Source organism: Leuconostoc sp. JNUCC 76 (assembly GCF_053667755.1).
In genome coordinates this window covers 1,487,908-1,506,786 of record NZ_CM132206.1, presented here as the reverse complement: position 1 = coordinate 1,506,786, position 18,879 = coordinate 1,487,908, and the positions used below count along the sequence as shown (strand labels likewise).

The window sequence follows — 18,879 nt, the reverse complement described above, 5'->3', positions numbered from 1 at the left end:
AAATTAAAAAAATATTGAGAGTAAAAATATGAAGCGTTATTATTACATGGATGTTCTGACAATACTTGCTACGATTGCAGTTGTTTTTCTTCATACTTCTGAATATGCATTTTCAAACCATACTAGTGACCCGCATTGGATTATAGCGGTTATACTTCAAGTTACCTTTATTTGGGCAGTACCGATCTTTTTTATGATGTCTGGTGCCCATTTGCTAGATTATCGTGAAAGATATGATACGTCAGTTTTTTTCAAAAAAAGAATGGCAAAGGTTTTTGTACCGTTTATTTTTTGGTCATTGGTTTGGTATATCATAAACCCGTTTATATATCATAAAACAACTGATTATCATATTGGTCAATTTGTTGATGCGGTCATGCATGATACAATTCAACCTATATTTTGGTTCTTTTATTTTATTATCGGCTTTTATATTAGTGCCCCATTATTATCTAAAATTACGAATAAAAACGACAAAACACTATCTTTGTACTTACTAGCAGTGAATATGGTTTTTGTTAATCTCTTGAGTTATTACTACGAAATTCGTTCACAGACTGACAATTCATTTTTACATGGCGTACAAATAGGTGCAGCAGGGGGTATTGGCTTTTTCGTGGTCGGTTGGTATCTGAAAAATACTGTTTTACGTAAATGGCAAAAAAATATTCTATATGCTTCTGCTTTGGCCTCTATTGTTATTATGATTACGTTGACAATTTATCTTTCCATCAAGAGAGGAAAATTTGTGCGTGAAGTATATGATATCTGGGGATTATTTGGGTTTATGTTTTCTATTGGTGTGTTTGAATTTGTTAAAAATCATCTAGAGACATATCAACCAAGCCTTAAAGTCCAGTTTGTTTTGCAAAAAGTAGCAAGCACATCTCTTGGCGTGTATGTTATTCATGAATTCTTCATTTATTTTGCTGAAAGGAAACTACATATTGTCGATAGCTCATTAAAACACATGTTGATTTTGCCGGTCATTGTGTGGTTACTATCAACAGCTCTTGTACTAATTATTCATAAAATTCCATTACTAAAGAAAATTGTATAGTTTGAATATTAAAAGACGAGCGTTGCGTCTTTTTTTGTTTCTGATATGCGTTTAACAAACGAATGTAATACTAATGAAATGATAAACGTTTATACTTAATAAAGATATATTATAAGTAATATAAAGTGGAGAATTTATATGAGAAAAAAGTTATACAAGGCTGGAAAATTATGGGTAGCCGGAGCTACGGTTGCTGCTACTGTAATGATGTTGCCTAATGTAATCAGTGCCGACACGACAGCCATAAATGCAACGACAGATAAAGCAGCTGACACAACAACGACAGATAAAGCAGCTGACACAACAACGACAGATAAAGCAGCTGACACAACGACAGATAAAGCAGCTGACACAACAACGACAGATAAAGCAGCTGACACAACGACAGATAAAGCAGCTGACACAACAACGACAGATAAAGCAGCTGACACAACAACGACAGATAAAGCAGCTGACACAACAACGACAGATAAAGCAGCTGACACAACGACAGATAAAGCAGCTGACACAACGACAGATAAAGCAGCTGACACAACGACAGATAAAGCAGCTGACACAACAACGACAGATAAAGCAGCTGACACAACGACAGATAAAGCAGCTGACACAACGACAGATAAAGCAGCTGACACAACAATGGTCGACAAGACTATTGATTCCAAAAATTCACAAAACTATCAGTCAACAGATGTTGATAGTAGTATTTCTTCATCTTTGAAATCTAAAAAAATTATTATAAGAAATAATGCTGATGGCACATCAACAACTCAAATTACTTATGCTAATTTTCAGGATGTAGCAGATGACTCAAATAGTGATACTGATGTACCCTACTTTAATGCTGACGCGATTAAGAATATTCCAGCAGCAACGACTGCTGATGCTGAAACTGGAAACGTCACTGAATTAGACGTTTGGGATTCATGGGCATTACAAGATGCTAAGTCAGCAGATGTTTCAAACTATCACGGTTATAATGTTGTCTTTGCTTTGGCTGGTCAGCCTAACGCTGATGATATACATATCTATATGTTTTATAAAAAAGAAGAGAGCAATGCATTAAGTTCTTGGCAAACTTCAGGCCCTGTCATGGGAATGAATGCATCTTGGACTAGTCAACAATGGTCTGGATCGGCAACTGTTAATAATGATGATAGTATTCAATTGTTTTACACACAGGTCGACCAACCTGATACCCACCAGCATCTTGCTACTGCAAATTTAACTATGAACTATGGGGAAAATCAACTCAAAGTTGCTAGCGTTAATAATAAGCATGATATATTCTATGGTGATGGTTATCATTACAAAACTTTTGAGCAATATTGGGCCAATGGCTATTATAGTACTGGTGATAAGTTTGCTTTAAGAGATCCTCATGTTATTGAAGTTGAAGGGGAACGTTACCTAACATTTGAAGGAAGTACTGGGACTGAAAATTATCAAAGTGCAACTGCAGTTGATAATATGAATTATTATGGTGGAACTGATGATTTCAATCAACAAGCTGTAAATGATATAAAAAATGACGCCCATAAATTAGATGTATCTGCAAAAGCCAACGGGGCTATTGGTTTATTGAAATTATCAGCAGATCAAAACAACCCTACTGTGACAGATGTTTATTCACCCTTGTTGGCCAGTAATGGTGTTACAGATGAAATAGAGCGTGCTAATATTGTGCCATTAGATGGTAAATATTATCTGTTTACCACTGCGAGATTAGACCGTAGTCTTGTAAAACTAGAAAACAATGATACAGTTTCTATGATGGGTTATGTTTCGGATAGTTTAACAGGACCTTATTTACCACTTAATGGTAACGGGAATGTCCTAACTGGTACACAGTCATATGGGTCAAGAACTAATAGCTACTCTTACTACGCACTTCCAGTAAAGAATCATAGCGATTTACTTTTAATTACTTCTTATATGACTAATCGAGGAGCTGATACTTACCGATCAACGTTTGCGCCGTCGTTCTTAGTACAAATAAGTGCGGATGGCAAGACAACTAAAGTATTAGATACTGTGTTATCTCAGGGAGCATTATCTTATGATGATGGGGAAACAACAGTTACAGAACTTGTTGGAACGAAAGAAACTTCTAATATCACAGGGAAAAAGATAGGATGGATTGATAATCAATTCTATACTAATGGTGAGTTAGCGAATGGTTACCAATATGATTATATTAATGATGCCAATTACCTATTTAAGGATGGTATTCGTTTGAGTGGTGTCCAATCTTATGATGGTAGTTACTATTACTTTGATCCTGTAACTTATAAGCGTGTTGAAAATGAAATGCGCAAAGCAACTTGGGGATTAGAATATTACTTTGGTAACGATGGTCGAGTTAAGCAAGGGCAATTTGCAGTCAATGGTGTTGCTTATGACTTTGGTAACGATAAAACCTATTACGAACGAGGCTATGCATCAGGGTACTTGCAAGATTTGACAGACAATAATCAATGGTACTGGTTTGAAAATGGTCAAAAGTATACAGGATTCCGTTACTATATGGGCACATACTACTTCTTTGAAACAGGTAGTCGTCAAGAAAGTAAGTGGGAAACAGCCTGGGGCATGAAGTACTATGTTGGTACAGATGGACGAGCTGTGCAAGGTATCCAGATTATTGATGGACAAGCATATGATTTTGGAACAAATGGTACATTTAACCTAAAGGGTACAGCAAGTGGTTATTTGTATTCGCCATCATTGTCAACAGCTAATGGTGGGTATAATTGGTTTGAGAATGGTAAGCCATATACAGGTTTCCGTTATTATGAAGGTACTTATTACTGGTTTGTGAATGGTGTACGTCAAAATGCAGGCTGGCGTGAAGCTTGGGGTATGAAGTATTATACGGATGCAAGTGGTCGAGCATTGCAAGGTATTCAAATCATTGATGGACAAGCATATGACTTTGGAACAAATGGTACGTATAATTTGAAGAGTGCAGCCAGTGGATATTTGTATTCGCCTGAGTATTCAAAAGCGAATGGTGGGTATAATTGGTTTGAAGATGGCAAGCCATATACAGGTTTCCGATACTACATGGGTACTTATTATTGGTTCGTGAACGGTGTTCGCCAAAATGCAGGATGGCGTGAGGCTTGGGGTAAGAAGTATTATACGGATGCCAATGGCCGAGCATTGCAAGGGATTCAAAAAATAGATGGTAAGCAATATAATTTTGGAAACGATGGCACATATTACTTACGTTAAAGAAGAGGCGAAAGCCTTTTTTATTTGAAAATAATTAATATGATATATGGGCAACAAAGGAATGTAATATAATTGAAATGATAACCGTTTATACTTATTATTAGTATTAAAGTTAAAAATCTATATTGGAGAATCTCATGAGAATAAAGCTATATAAGTCAGGGAAAATATGGGTAGCAGCGGCAGCAGCCGCAGTGACTATAACTGCTATTCCCACATTGGTTAGTGCTGATACGACCATTCCAGATAGCACAACAGTAAGTAGCGACACAACAACAAAGACAGTTACAAAAACAGCAAATAGCGACACAGCCACAAAGACAGATAGCACAACAGCAAATAGCGACACAGCCACAAAGACAGATAGCACAACAGCAAATAGCGACACAGCCACAAAGACAGATAGCACAACAGCAAATAGCGACACAGCCACAAAGACAGATAGCACAACAGCAAATAGCGACACAGCCACAAAGACAGATAGCACAACAGCAAATAGCGACACAGCCACAAAGACAGATAGCACAACAGCAAATAGCGACACAGCCACAAAGACAGATAGCACAACAGCAAATAGCGACACAGCCACAAAGACAGATAGCACAACAGCAAATAGCGACACAGCCACAAAGACAGATAGCACAACAGCAAATAACGACACAGCCACAAAGACAGATAGCACAACAGCAAATAGCGACACAGCCACAAAGACAGATAGCACAACAGCAAATAGCGACACAGCTACAAAAACAGATAATACAACAGCAAATAGTGATACTGCATCTTCTACTAGTATTGCACCATTAAATTCTGATGCATCAACAGATTTAAATTCAAAAACAACAATAGTCACTAAAAATGATGATGGGACTTATACCACTAATATTACATACGCTAATTTAAAGGATGTAGCTGATAATATTGCAAGTTTAAACTCCAATACGTCAGTACCATACTTTAATGCTGATGCTATTAAAAATTTGCCGGCAATGACAACAGCGAATGCTCAAACGGGAATAATTCAAGATTTAGATGTTTGGGACTCTTGGGCATTACAAGATGCTATCACTGGTAACGTATCCAATTATCATGGATATAATATTGTATTTGCTTTAGCTGGTAATCCAAAAGAAGATGGGGATCAACATATTTATATGCTTTATACAAAATATGGTGATACTGCTTTAAATGATTGGAAAAATGCTGGCCCCGTATTTGGGTTTAATGCTACAACTAGTCAACAACAATGGTCTGGTTCTGCAACGGTCAATGCTGATGATAGTATTCAGTTGTATTATACAAAAGTGGATCAACCTATGACTGTGCAAAGGTTGGCGACAGCAAACTTATCAATGACATATGACGATTCTGAAGTTAGTGTTTCCAAGGTCAATAATGATCATGTTCTTTTTGAAGGAGATGGTCAAATGTATCAAACACTAAAACAATGGATAAGTGCTGGTGACTACAAAAGTGGAGATAACTTTACCTTACGTGATCCTCATGTTATTGAAGTGAACGGAGAGCGTTATTTAGCGTTTGAAGCTAATACAGGAACGAACAATTATCAAACAGATGATGCCGTTAATAATGATATCTACTATGGTGGAACGGAAGCGTTTAATCAACAAGCTAAAACTGATACGTTACAGAATCCTGATAAATTAGCTTTATCAACTAAGGCTAATGGGGCTATTGGACTAATTAAGCTTTCCAATGATCAAAATAATCCGAGTGTGGTTGAAGTGTATTCACCATTAATCGCAGCCAATGGTATTACTGATGAAATCGAACGTGCTAATATTGTGCCGTTGAATGGAAAGTACTACCTCTTTACAGATACGCGTTTGAGTAAAAGTGTTGTACCAACGGCTGATTTTAATATTAATGTTGGTATGATGGGGTATGTATCAGATAGTTTATTTGGACCTTATACACCATTAAATGGTAGTGGTAGTGTGATTACTGGCACGCAATTATTTACTTCTAGAACTGATACGTACTCATATTATGCAGTACCTGTTGAGGGCCACAGCGATTTATTATTAGTTACTTCATATATGAGTAATCGTAATGAAAAAGCGGGAACAGGAATGAATGCAACGTTTGCACCATCATTTTTGATTCAAATAAGTGCTGATGGTATGAGCACTAAAGTATTGGATACTATTTTAGCTCAAGGTACATGGACTTATGATGGTAAAAGTGGCAGCGTTGAGGAACTTGTAGGAAATAAAGCAACATCAGAATTAACTGATATGAAAATTGGTTGGGTTGATAATAAGTTTTATGTTGATAATGAATTAGCTAATGGCTATGTTTATGACTACACGAATACAAGCTATTATTTGTTTAAAAATGGTGTTCGCTTAAGTGGTGTACAGTCTTATGCCAATTCTTACTATTATTTTGATCCAGTAACTTTCAAAAGAGTCGATAACGAAATCCATCAAGATAATGCTGGGAAAAAATATTACTTTGGTAACGATGGTCGAGTTAAGCAAGGGCAATTTGCAGTCAATGGTGTTGCTTATGACTTTGGTAACGATAAAACCTATTACGAACGAGGCTATGCATCAGGGTACTTGCAAGATTTGACAGACAATAATCAATGGTACTGGTTTGAAAATGGTCAAAAGTATACAGGATTCCGTTACTATATGGGCACATACTACTTCTTTGAAACAGGTAGTCGTCAAGAAAGTAAGTGGGAAACAGCCTGGGGCATGAAGTACTATGTTGGTACAGATGGACGAGCTGTGCAAGGTATCCAGATTATTGATGGACAAGCATATGATTTTGGAACAAATGGTACATTTAACCTAAAGGGTACAGCAAGTGGTTATTTGTATTCGCCATCATTGTCAACAGCTAATGGTGGGTATAATTGGTTTGAGAATGGTAAGCCATATACAGGTTTCCGTTATTATGAAGGTACTTATTACTGGTTTGTGAATGGTGTACGTCAAAATGCAGGCTGGCGTGAAGCTTGGGGTATGAAGTATTATACGGATGCAAGTGGTCGAGCATTGCAAGGTATTCAAATCATTGATGGACAAGCATATGACTTTGGAACAAATGGTACGTATAATTTGAAGAGTGCAGCCAGTGGATATTTGTATTCGCCTGAGTATTCAAAAGCGAATGGTGGGTATAATTGGTTTGAAGATGGCAAGCCATATACAGGTTTCCGATACTACATGGGTACTTATTATTGGTTCGTGAACGGTGTTCGCCAAAATGCAGGATGGCGTGAGGCTTGGGGTAAGAAGTATTATACGGATGCCAATGGCCGAGCATTGCAAGGGATTCAAAAAATAGATGGTAAGCAATATAATTTTGGAAACGATGGCACATATTACTTACGTTAAAGAAGAGGCGAAAGCCTTTTTTATTTTGTTTTGAGACACGATCATTCTAATTTAGAAAGCACTGTAATCTATAGCTTAACTACATATTTTTACTTACTATAGTAGAATTATTTTAATAATTTATATAGTTCAATAAAACACATGAATTATTTTATTTTTTAATATTTTTAAAAAATTATGTACATTTAAAATATAAATGTTGATAATAGAACTGATAATAATATTAAAAGACTTATATTAATATAACTATTTTAATATTCGTTTAATTAAGTTTTGTTCAACTTTGAACTATGTCATACGTTTAACAACTTTCTGTAATAATTTTGAAATGATAAGCGTTTATACTTAACGTAGTTGCACGAGATGCAATAATTCTAAATTGGGAGTTCTTATCGATGAGAAAGAAGTTATACAAAGCGGGGAAGATATGGGTAGCTGGAGCAGCAACAGTAGCGGCTATTTCTATGGGCGTGAGTGCTGTTAGTGCAGACACGGTTGGTAATAATAATACAACAACTGACACAGAAACACTGAGCAAAACAACTGATGTGAATACTGAAACAACAGCTCCATCAGACGTTAATAAAGAAACAACAGTCAATTCAACGACTCCTGATGCAACAACAGCTGAAGCCAATCAAGTAAAGGCTACGGATAGTGCTACTAAGACAGTAGACACTAACAAAGAAACAATTGATGATAAAAAAGTGACTTCAGTTGATGATACTAAGAGTGCAACAACTGAAGCCACTACTGATGATAAAAAAGCGACAACTTCAGTTGTGACATTAGACAAAGGTGTGTCAAAAGATTTAAACTCTAAAACAACACTAGTTACTAAAAATGATGATGGTACCTCAACTACCAACATGACATATGCTAACTTAAAAGATGTTGCGGATAACATTGCTAATTTGAATTCAGATACTTCTGTACCTTATTTCAATGCCGATGCAATTAAAAATCTGCCGGCAATGAAGACAGCAGATGCACAAGATGGTGATGTACAAGACTTGGATGTTTGGGATTCTTGGGCACTACAAGACGCAAAAACTGGTATCACTGCAAACTATCATGGTTACAACATTGTCTTTGCTTTAGCAGGCTCTCCAAAAGAGGATAACGATCAACATATTTACATGCTTTACACTAAGAATGGTGATACAGCAATCAATAATTGGAAGAATGCTGGACCAGTGTTTGGTTTTAATGCACTGTGGGATAAGCAGCAGTGGTCTGGATCTGCAACGGTCAATGATGACGACAGTATCCAATTATTCTATACAAAAACTGACCAACCACGCACAGTACAACGTTTGTCGACGGCTAACTTGTCAATGGCATATACGGACACTGAGGTTCGTGTAACAAAAGTTAATAATGATCATGAACTCTTCACAGGAGATGAGGAGCATTACCAAACTTTGCAACAATGGATCGATGCAGGATACTATGATACGGGTGATAACTTTACCTTACGTGACCCGCACGTGATTGAGGTTGATGGAGAACGTTACCTGACTTTTGAATCCAACACAGGTACTGAAAATTATCAAAGTGATGATGCTGTCAATAACATGGATTACTATGGTGGAACTGATGAATTCAACCAAACCGCAAGAGAAACAACATTGGCAAATGCGGATAAGTTGAGATTCTCAAAGAAGGCCAATGGTGCTATTGGACTGGTGAAGCTTACAGGACAGCAAAATAATCCAACTATTGGACAAATTTATTCACCACTTCTAGCAGCTAATGGTATTACTGATGAAATCGAACGTGCTAATATTGTGCCGTTGAATGGAAAGTACTACCTCTTTACAGATACGCGTTTGAGTAAAAGTGTTGTACCAACAGTTGATTTTAATATTAATGTTGGTATGATGGGGTATGTATCAGATAGTTTATTTGGACCTTATACACCATTAAATGGTAGTGGTAGTGTGATCACAGGAACACAATTAGCTGAATCTAGAACAGATACTTATTCATACTATGCAGTTCCTGTTGAAGGACACAATGATTTGTTGTTAATTACATCATATATGAGTAACCGTGCTGAAAAAGCTGGTGTTGGACTTAATTCTACGGTAGCACCATCATTCCTAGTTCAAGTAGATGCCGATGGTAAAACAACAAAAGTACTAGATACTGTTTTAGCACAAGGAACGTGGACTTATAATGGTAAAGGCAGTGTTGCCGAACTAGTTGGCACAAAAGAGACGTCAAACCTAACTGGTAAAAAGATTGGTTGGATTGATAATAAGTTTTATGTCAATGATCAAGTAGCTAATGGCTACCAATATGATTATACGAATGACGCGAATTATTTGTTTAAAGATGGTGTTCGCCAAAGTGGAGTGCAAGCTTATGACAATACTTACTACTACTTTGACCCAGTAACGTACAGGCGAGTAGAAAATGATATTCGCAAAGCAACTTGGGGATTAGAATATTACTTTGGTAACGACGGTCGTATTATGCAAGGCCAGTTTGCGGTCAATGGTGTTGCTTATGACTTTGGTAATGACAAAACATACGCTAAGCGTGGTTTTGCATCAGGTTATTTACAAGATGTAACGGATAACAATCAGTGGTACTGGTTCGAAAATGGTTCAAAGTATACTGGCTTCCGTTATTATCAAAATACCTATTACTTCTTCGAGTCAGGACAACGCCAAGAAAGTAAGTGGGAAACAGCCTGGGGTATGAAGTACTATGTTGGTACAGATGGACGAGCTGTGCAAGGTATCCAGATTATTGATGGACAAGCATATGACTTTGGTACGAATGGTACATTTAACTTGAAGGGGACAGCAAGTGGTTACTTGTACTCACCATCATTGTCAACAGCGAACGGTGGTTATAACTGGTTTGAGAATGGCAAGCCATATACAGGTTTCCGTTATTATGAAGGGACTTATTACTGGTTTGTAAACGGTGTTCGTCAAAATGCAGGATGGCGTGAAGCTTGGGGCATGAAGTATTATACGGATGCTAGTGGTCGTGCATTGCAAGGTATCCAAATTATTGATGGACAAGCGTATGACTTTGGAACAAATGGTACGTATAATTTGAAGAGTGTAGCCAGTGGCTATTTGTACTCACCAAGCTATTCAAAAGCTAATGGCGGTTATAATTGGTTTGAAGATGGCAAACCATATACAGGTTTCCGATACTACATGGGTACTTATTATTGGTTCGTGAACGGTGTTCGCCAAAATGCAGGATGGCGTGAGGCTTGGGGTAAGAAGTATTATACGGATGCCAATGGTCGAGCATTGCAAGGTATTCAAAAAATAGATGGTAAGCAATATAATTTTGGAAATGATGGCACATATTACTTACGTTAAAAAATAATAAAATAAATAGCAATCCTGATTTTAAAGCAGGATTGCTATTTTTCATAATTTTACTATATTATTAACAGAGAGGAAACATCATGCAACGACACAGAGTGAGAAAATTATTATCAATCATAATGGCGGGAATAGTATTGTTTTCGATTAGTTGGTTAATATATTTGAACAACAACAACAACAGCAAAAATATGACACAACAACAATTACCTCAAAAATGGCATTTAAACGGTTTATCTAAAAATGGATTATCAAATGATACGCAAACTGTTTTAAAAAATGGTCAAAAATATGAACTGTTCTATTTGGTTGACACTGGTAAAGGATTGAAAGCTAATCAACAAAGAACTCGTTGGGCTCGTTCGGTAACTTCGGATTTAACAACATTCAAAGTAGAAGATAACGCCGATATCAAACCACTTTCCCAACAAGAATCAGTTGCCACAGGGTCCATTGTTAAGGACGTAGATAATTTATCTGGACATGGTAAAAATTCATTGCTGGCTTATGCGACAAAATACATTAATGGTAATCAATGGACCTATATGTGGTATTTGACTAATCAAGGTGAAAAATGGCGTGTTGCTAATAATGGCAAACCAGTAGCAAAACCATATAAAGAAGGAAAGGATTTTCGGGACCCTCATGTGATTTATGATGCTGAAGCAAAGCAGTTTGTTATGACTGTAGCTGAGGCGGATGATAATAATCATATGAAGATTGGATTTTATACTTCTAAAAACGGCACAACCTGGCAATACACCGATAGCTTTTATTCACCACGGGATCTGGGTACTTTAGAAGTTCCTGAAATACATCAAATTTATCAAAAAAGTAATAATCAAAAGCAATGGATTTTGTTTTTTGGTGCTAATGGTTTTGCTGATGATTTTCAAAAAAGTACCGGCTCGTACTATGTTGTTGGTCAATTGAAAAACGGCCAGTTTGAAGCTGAAACTAATCCAGAACGTGTTGATTTTGGTACAGATTATTATGCTGCACACAATTATCAGGAAAATAATGAACAATTACTTGGCTTTGGATGGATGGGTAACTGGGATTATATTAACCACGTTAGTGATGATATAAAGTATAAAGGTAATTATTCGGCTTTTAGAAAAATGTTTTTAAGTTCGGATAATAAACTAAAAACATCAAAAATCATTACCAATGGTCTGTTTGATACAAAGAAGGAAACGACTTTGGTGAAAGCACACAGTAAGGGTCAACTTAAAACCAGTAAAGCTGCTTACAAAATTAGTACTATAGTTAATGGACATCAAGATATAACTATCAAATCAGAGAATGGGGATAGCAATGTTTCCTTTCATTTTAATAATTTTGACCAAAAACTGATGGTACATCGCCAAAGCAATTATGTTACAAATGATTCTTATAACAAGGACTATAACATCAATTTGTGGGGGGATTGGTCAGAAAAGGTTGATTTTTATGTTGATCAATATAGTATCGAAGTATTCTGGCCAAATACTGGACAGGTAGCAACGTTTGCTAAGTACAGTAATGATAGTGGTGATAACGTTCTTTTCGATAATTTAGATAATAAAAGTTCAAGCCTAATCGTTCAGGAAATGAAGTAAACATAAATCTCATAATTTGATATAATTCTATGAAGAGGCTAATATTAAACTAACAGTTTATTGGCCATATGACTACATTAAGGACAACTTAACAACATGCAAGTTGCAAAAAACTATTTATACACTGCGGCATATCAGCTGCTTAACATTATTGCACCATTAATAACAATGCCATATTTAGCGCGAGTTCTTGGTCGAAATGGTGTCGGTGTTGCAAGCTGGACTAATTCATTTGTAACCTACTTTTTGTTGATTGCAAGTCTTGGAATTGTTACATATGGTAGTCGTGAAATTGCCTATGTAAAAGATAATGAACAAGCAAGACAGCAAAAATTTTGGGAAATCCAAATTATTCACACGATTGCCGGAATCTTTTCCTTAGCGCTATATTTTTTATTTTTGAAATATGGTGTGCAATTGAATGATAATATTGAAGATAATCAAATTTATCTAATCCTTCAAACTTGGGTCATTATTTCTGGTATTCTTGACATTTCTTGGTACTTTATGGGCATGGAGGATTTCAAGAAAACTGTACTACGAAATGCCCTCGTTAAAATTGCAATGACAGTGTTGATATTTGTTTTAGTGAAAACACCAAACGACATCGGCAATTATATTTTGTTACTCGGACTGTCACAAGTTTTCGGTAACTTATCAATGTGGTTTTATTTATTTAAAAAAATATCATTACCAAACTGGCAGCAACTTGATTTTAAAGAACACGTGAAACCAATATTTATGATGTTTTTACCAACCATTGCGACTCAAGTCTATTTACAGTTGAATAAAACAATGTTGCCGTTCTTTACTAATTCAACAGATTCGGCCGGATTCTATGATAATGCTGATCGAATTATAAAAGTCTCGCTGGCACTGGTTACATCTGTTGGAACTGTAATGCTACCTCGGATGTCTGCCCAGTTTGCCAAAGGTCAATTTGACAAAATGAAGCAGAATATTACACAATCAATGGATTTTGTATCTGCATTATCAGTTCCAATGGCTTTTGGTATGGCTGCTATTGCGCCTACAGCCATGATTTGGTTTCTAGGGGAGCAATTTAAAGTAGTTGGTCAGGTCATCGTTCTTTTATCCCCAATCATTATTTTCATTGGATGGAGTACGGTTATTGGCACGCAATATTTAGTGCCAACCAAGCGTTTGAATGAATTTACGTTGTCTGTCACTATTGGTGCATTAGCCAACGTGCTACTTAATTTCTGGTTAATTTATGTGGCAGGAGTGAATGGCGCTGCGGTGGCTACAACGATATCAGAATTCTTGGTGATTGGTTATCAGCTGTACGTTACGCGCAAAGATATGAATATCTGGCATCATTTTTCTGAAATGTGGCGTTATATCATTGCGGGATTAGGTATGTACGTTTCGGTTACGATGATTAGTAAATATCTAGAAATCAACATCAAAAGTACATCAATAGAACTAGTATTAGGTGTCTTTGTGTATGTCCTAATTCTCATTATTTTACGAGCACCAATTCTTAAAAAAATACCCTTACTAAATAAAATAGCAAAATGACGCTTTTTTTCTGGTATAATGGTAAAGTTATATCATGCGCATATGTGCACGAATGAGGTGGAAAATTGAAACGCAAACTAGGTTATTTAACCGCAAAACGGGGTTTAGATATTAGCGTATCTTTGGCGGCGATGTTTCTATTGTCACCAGTGTTTGCTATTATTGCCTTAATTATTATTAAAGATAAGAAAACAAGTAAAGTTATTTATGCACAAGAGCGAGTTGGTCAGTATGGAAAACGTTTTAAAATATATAAATTCCAATCAATGGTTGACAATGCTGACAAAATATTAAAACAAGACGCTGCTTTATATGCTAAGTTTGTTGCTAGTGGCTATAAGCTACCTACAGCGGAAGATCCTCGAATCACTAAATTTGGTGCATTCTTGCGTAAAACATCTTTAGATGAGTTGCCACAGTTTTGGAATACTTTGAATGGAACGATGAGTATTATAGGACCAAGACCAGTTGTGGAGGATGAGTTAGTCGAATATGGAGATGATATTGATAAGTTTTTATCAGTAAAACCTGGTGTATTTGGCTTGTGGCAGGCCAGTGGTCGCAGTAATATTGAGTATCCAGAAAGAGCACAAATGGAATTAGATTATGTTGATCGTGCTAATTTGCGATTTGATTTTTATATTTTGTTTAAAACAGTAATTGCAATATTTAAGCGCGATGGTGCATTTTAATTTTTAGGAGAGAAAAAATGAGTTTTTCGTTAATAGATTTAGTTAAGCGACTATTGAAAAATAGTTGGTGGATTATTATTTTGGGGATTGTTTTAGGAGCATCTCTCTATACATATGCAAAACATTCCGTGCTGACAGCATATACGGCTGAACGATATGTCATTGTTGCAAAAGACAACACAGGGGTTAAGGATCCAAATTCTCGTGTGCAAGCAGATCAAATATTAATTAACACTTATAAAAAGATTGCTAGCGACCCATCAGTAGTTAATCAAGCTAAAAAGCTATCCACAGTTTCTGTTACAAAAAAAGAAATTGTAAGCGCAATTACAGTTTCACAGCCAGATCAAACCCTTATGATGCGCTTTAGCGCTTCTGCCGCAACAGCTAAAAAGTCAGTTGCAATCGCGAATGCGTATGCTAAAGCATTTTCAATCGAAGGAAGCAAGTTATACCCTGACATGGCCAAGCCATTATTGTTATCCTCAGCGAAAAAGGCTGATGTATTATCCGGCACAGTTTATAGTCCTAAGAAATTGGCCGTATTTGGGTTTGCCTTTGGTATTACATTAGGCGCATTTATCGTATTGCTTACTGGTATTTTTCAAAACTATAAGCGAATGATGACTAAGACAACAAAGTGAGGCACCGCTGTGGCAGCTTTTTTACTACCAATCACATTTTTCTCTAAAACATATTCATATAGTTTTGCTGAAACAACAATGATGATTGCTTTTCCAGTATTTGCACTTCTAATATTGTTGCAGATATATCGCTTTCCATCTCGCATTGCAAAAATTATTCCTAGCGCGCAATCTTTTTTGCTAGCGGGATTTTTTTTGGTTATGCAATTTATCTCAATGTTTTTAAGTTATCAGCGTTCTGGTGATTCGATTCAAACAACTGGCATTATTCGTTCAATGATCTTTTTAGCTGGGTGGATTGTCACTGTTTATATGTCTTGGGCATTAATCGTCCTCACAGTTACTAATCATAAAGAGGAGCGATTATTTATTAAAAGTGGACTGATTAGTTTGCTGATATATATGGTAATCGTTTTGGTACCACAGTTGTTAGTGACGCTCAACAACTTTTCAGTACGACCGTACGTTAATGCCATTGCACATTTGTTCGAGCGACATTGGATGGGACGTGATTTCTATGCAGCAGGCAGCTATGCAGTTACTAATTATCGATTAAATGGTTTTGAACCTGAAGCTGCATTTTTAGCTAACCTATTAGGTGTTGTTTATTTACCAATTATTTTAGGTATAGTGATCACAAAACAAAATTTTTGGAATTTTAAAAAACATGTTGCACTAGAAAAATGGTTTAACTGGGCCTTTATTGGCTCAATTTTAATGTTTTTGGTACTTGCTCGAACAACAACAGGATTAATCACATTGGTCGTTGCTGCTGTACTTTGGTTCTTATGGAGCAAACGCGATGATAAAATTATTTTAATTATTTTTGGTATAATTGCTATTGTTGGTATTGCATTAGGATATTTCTTCGTGCAGCCAATACATGATATTTTCTATAATTTCTTATTCAACAAACAAGGGACTTCTAATCGACTAGGTGGCACCATTGCCTTAGTACTTACATTTCTATCACATCCATTCTTTGGTGTTGGTTATGGTTTCACGGGGTATTTCATTATGGATTACGTGCCAAAGTCTACGACACATAATCCAGAGTTTCAGCAGGTGTACAAACACATTGGTTACCCTGTGCTCAGTGATGGAATTGGTTGGTTCGCGACATATGGTTTGGTTATCATGATACCAGCATTGTGGATGCTAGCTCGTTTAATTATACGTTCGTTGGTAGTACAACACGAGCTTAACATACGCCAACCAGAAAATTGGCAATGGCATTTAGGCACTCAAATTAGCTTTATGATTATGATTATTTTAGTCGCTGTATCGTCGTTGTTTGTTATTCAAATTTTCTTATGGCCATATTTGTTGATGTTTTTCTTTTATCGACAAATGCTAATTAATCAAGAAAAGGAGTTAGCATTGTGACTTTATACATTGCAACACATAAGCCGTATATCATGCCAGAAGATAGCGACTATCAACCAATTTTTGTGGGTGCGGCCCAACATGATAATGTACCGGATGGCTATCAATCTGATGCTGTTGGACACAATATTTCGACTAAAAATCCTAACTTTAATGAACTAACTGCAATTTATTGGATCCGGCACAACACTGACACACCAGTCGTGGGGCTACTTCATTATCGCCGTTATTTGGGTAAAAAAAAGAGCCATAACTTATCGGGAATCCTAACTGAGTCGCAAACTCAGGAACTATTGAAAAAAGCTGATATTATTTTGCCTCAAAAGCGAAATTACTATATTGAAAATCAACGTGATCATTATTTACACGCACACACGGCTGAACCTTATAATATAATGAAGGAAATTATTGCTGCGGATTATCCAGAGTATTTACCTTCTTTTGAGAAAATGGAACAGTCGACATCGGCACATCTTTTTAACATGTTTATAATGCCACGTAGGTATTTCAATGAGTACACAGATTTTATTTTTGAAGTGCTTGGTAAAGTAGAAGAAAAAGTAGATGTGGACAAGCTCGAAGGTCAAGAAAAACGGGTGTATGGTTTTCTAAGTGAACGATTAATGGATACTTGGGTTAATACGAAAAAACTCACTGTAGCAGAGTGCCCAGTAATAGAATTAGAGGGCACAAACTGGTTAGATAAAGGGTATAATTTCCTTAAAAGAAAGTTTTTCCCAAATACAAATAAAAAGGTACATTTCTAATGACAAATCAATTTAATACAAAAAATTATGACTATTTAATCGTTGGTGCAGGGCCATTTGGCATGATTTTTGCACACGAGGCTGCTAAACGTGGGAAGCGCTCACTTGTAGTTGAAAAACGTCCTTATATTGGTGGAAATACGCATACGCACACGGAGCACGGTATTACTGTTCATGACTTTGGTGCCCATATATTCCACACTGATAATAAAGAGGTGTGGGACTATATTCGTAAATTTGCGGAATTTAATGGTTATCAAAACCAAGTGGTTGCCAACTATAAAGGTACGCTTTACAATTTGCCATTTAATATGAATACTTTCTATCAGATGTGGGGCACAAAAACACCTGATGAAGCACATGCAAAGATTGAAGAACAAAAGCAAATTGCACTAAAAGATCTTGGGGATCGCCAACCACGTAACTTAGAAGAACAAGCAATCTCATTGATTGGAACAGATATATATAACAAACTTATTAAAGGTTATACGGAAAAGCAATGGGGTCGGAAGGCTACTGAATTACCAGCCTTTATTATTAAGCGATTGCCAGTTAGATTTATTTATGATAACAATTATTTCAATCATCGTTACCAAGGTATTCCTGTAGGCGGTTATACTCAGATTTTTGAAAATATGGTCGCAGAATCCAATGGATTAGTTGATGTTTTGACAGATACAGATTTCTTTGATTACAAGGAAACGTTGCTATCAGAATTTCCACGTATTTTGTATACGGGCATGATTGATCAATTCTTTGATTATAAGTTTGGTGAATTAGAATACCGTTCACTACGTTTTGAGCATGAGGTTATTGATTCAAACAACTATCAAGGTAATGCCGTAATTAATTACACAGATTCCGAAACACCATACACGCGTGTAATGGAGTGGAAGCATTTGGATGGCCTCGCTGATGAAGGTAAAACAATTATCACAAAGGAATATCCACAGGAATGGGATCGATCAAAAGAAGCCTATTATCCTGTCAATAATGACAAGAATACACAAATATACAAATCCTACGCCACAGAAGCCCGTAAGAGCCATCCAGAAATTATTTTTGGCGGTCGTTTAGGAAAGTATCGTTACTTTGATATGGATCAAGTCTTCAATGATGCATTCAATACTGTGCGTCAAGAGTTTGGTATTGATCAAGAATTTAATTTTGCTCACGATCAAGTAAAATAATTTAAGCCCATTTGGGGGCGTACATAAAGTATG

At 36.3% G+C, this 18,879-nt stretch carries 11 protein-coding genes; all 11 read left to right on the top strand.

From position 1 onward, the window contains the following. Positions 1 to 28 precede the first annotated feature (28 nt). The 11 genes from JNUCC76_RS07575 (at position 29) to glf (ending at position 18,846) form a co-directional block, all read left to right on the top strand. Positions 29 to 1,060 carry an acyltransferase gene (locus JNUCC76_RS07575; protein ID WP_454153836.1) on the top strand — a complete coding sequence of 344 codons (1,032 nt, stop codon included), beginning with the start codon at positions 29 to 31 and terminating at the stop codon, positions 1,058 to 1,060. A gap of 138 nt (positions 1,061 to 1,198) precedes the next feature. Next, a complete protein-coding gene (locus tag JNUCC76_RS07570; protein ID WP_454153835.1) occupies positions 1,199 to 4,294 on the top strand; it encodes a glycoside hydrolase family 68 protein in 3,096 nt (1,031 codons plus the stop codon). 137 nt (positions 4,295 to 4,431) lie between these two features. Continuing rightward, the gene (locus JNUCC76_RS07565) at positions 4,432 to 7,665 is read left to right on the top strand and encodes a glycoside hydrolase family 68 protein (RefSeq protein ID WP_454153834.1); all 3,234 of its coding nucleotides are present in this window, start codon (positions 4,432 to 4,434) and stop codon (positions 7,663 to 7,665) included. Between the two features lie 395 nt (positions 7,666 to 8,060). Next, positions 8,061 to 11,018, top strand: coding sequence for a glycoside hydrolase family 68 protein (locus tag JNUCC76_RS07560; RefSeq protein WP_454153833.1), 2,958 nt, complete (start codon positions 8,061 to 8,063; stop codon positions 11,016 to 11,018). 89 nt (positions 11,019 to 11,107) lie between these two features. Beyond that, complete coding sequence (locus JNUCC76_RS07555) at positions 11,108 to 12,625, top strand: glycoside hydrolase family protein (protein WP_454153832.1); 1,518 nt, start codon at positions 11,108 to 11,110, stop codon at positions 12,623 to 12,625. A gap of 96 nt (positions 12,626 to 12,721) precedes the next feature. Next, positions 12,722 to 14,167 (top strand): flippase, encoded by a 1,446-nt coding sequence (locus tag JNUCC76_RS07550; protein WP_454153831.1) that lies wholly within the window; start codon positions 12,722 to 12,724, stop codon positions 14,165 to 14,167. 65 nt (positions 14,168 to 14,232) lie between these two features. Beyond that, positions 14,233 to 14,859 (top strand): sugar transferase, encoded by a 627-nt coding sequence (locus tag JNUCC76_RS07545; protein ID WP_454153830.1) that lies wholly within the window; start codon positions 14,233 to 14,235, stop codon positions 14,857 to 14,859. Positions 14,860 to 14,876: 17 nt separating this feature from the next. Beyond that, a complete protein-coding gene (locus JNUCC76_RS07540) occupies positions 14,877 to 15,503 on the top strand; it encodes a YveK family protein (protein ID WP_454153829.1) in 627 nt (208 codons plus the stop codon). A 9-nt stretch (positions 15,504 to 15,512) separates the two neighbouring features. After that, entirely contained in the window at positions 15,513 to 16,889 is a 1,377-nt protein-coding gene (locus JNUCC76_RS07535) for an O-antigen ligase family protein (protein ID WP_454153828.1), read from the top strand. Then, positions 16,886 to 17,656, top strand: coding sequence for a DUF4422 domain-containing protein (locus JNUCC76_RS07530; RefSeq protein WP_454153827.1), 771 nt, complete (start codon positions 16,886 to 16,888; stop codon positions 17,654 to 17,656). Before JNUCC76_RS07535 ends, JNUCC76_RS07530 begins: the two co-directional genes overlap by 4 nt. Continuing rightward, complete coding sequence (gene glf, locus JNUCC76_RS07525) at positions 17,656 to 18,846, top strand: UDP-galactopyranose mutase (RefSeq protein WP_454153826.1); 1,191 nt, start codon at positions 17,656 to 17,658, stop codon at positions 18,844 to 18,846. Before JNUCC76_RS07530 ends, glf begins: the two co-directional genes overlap by 1 nt. Positions 18,847 to 18,879 lie beyond the last annotated feature (33 nt).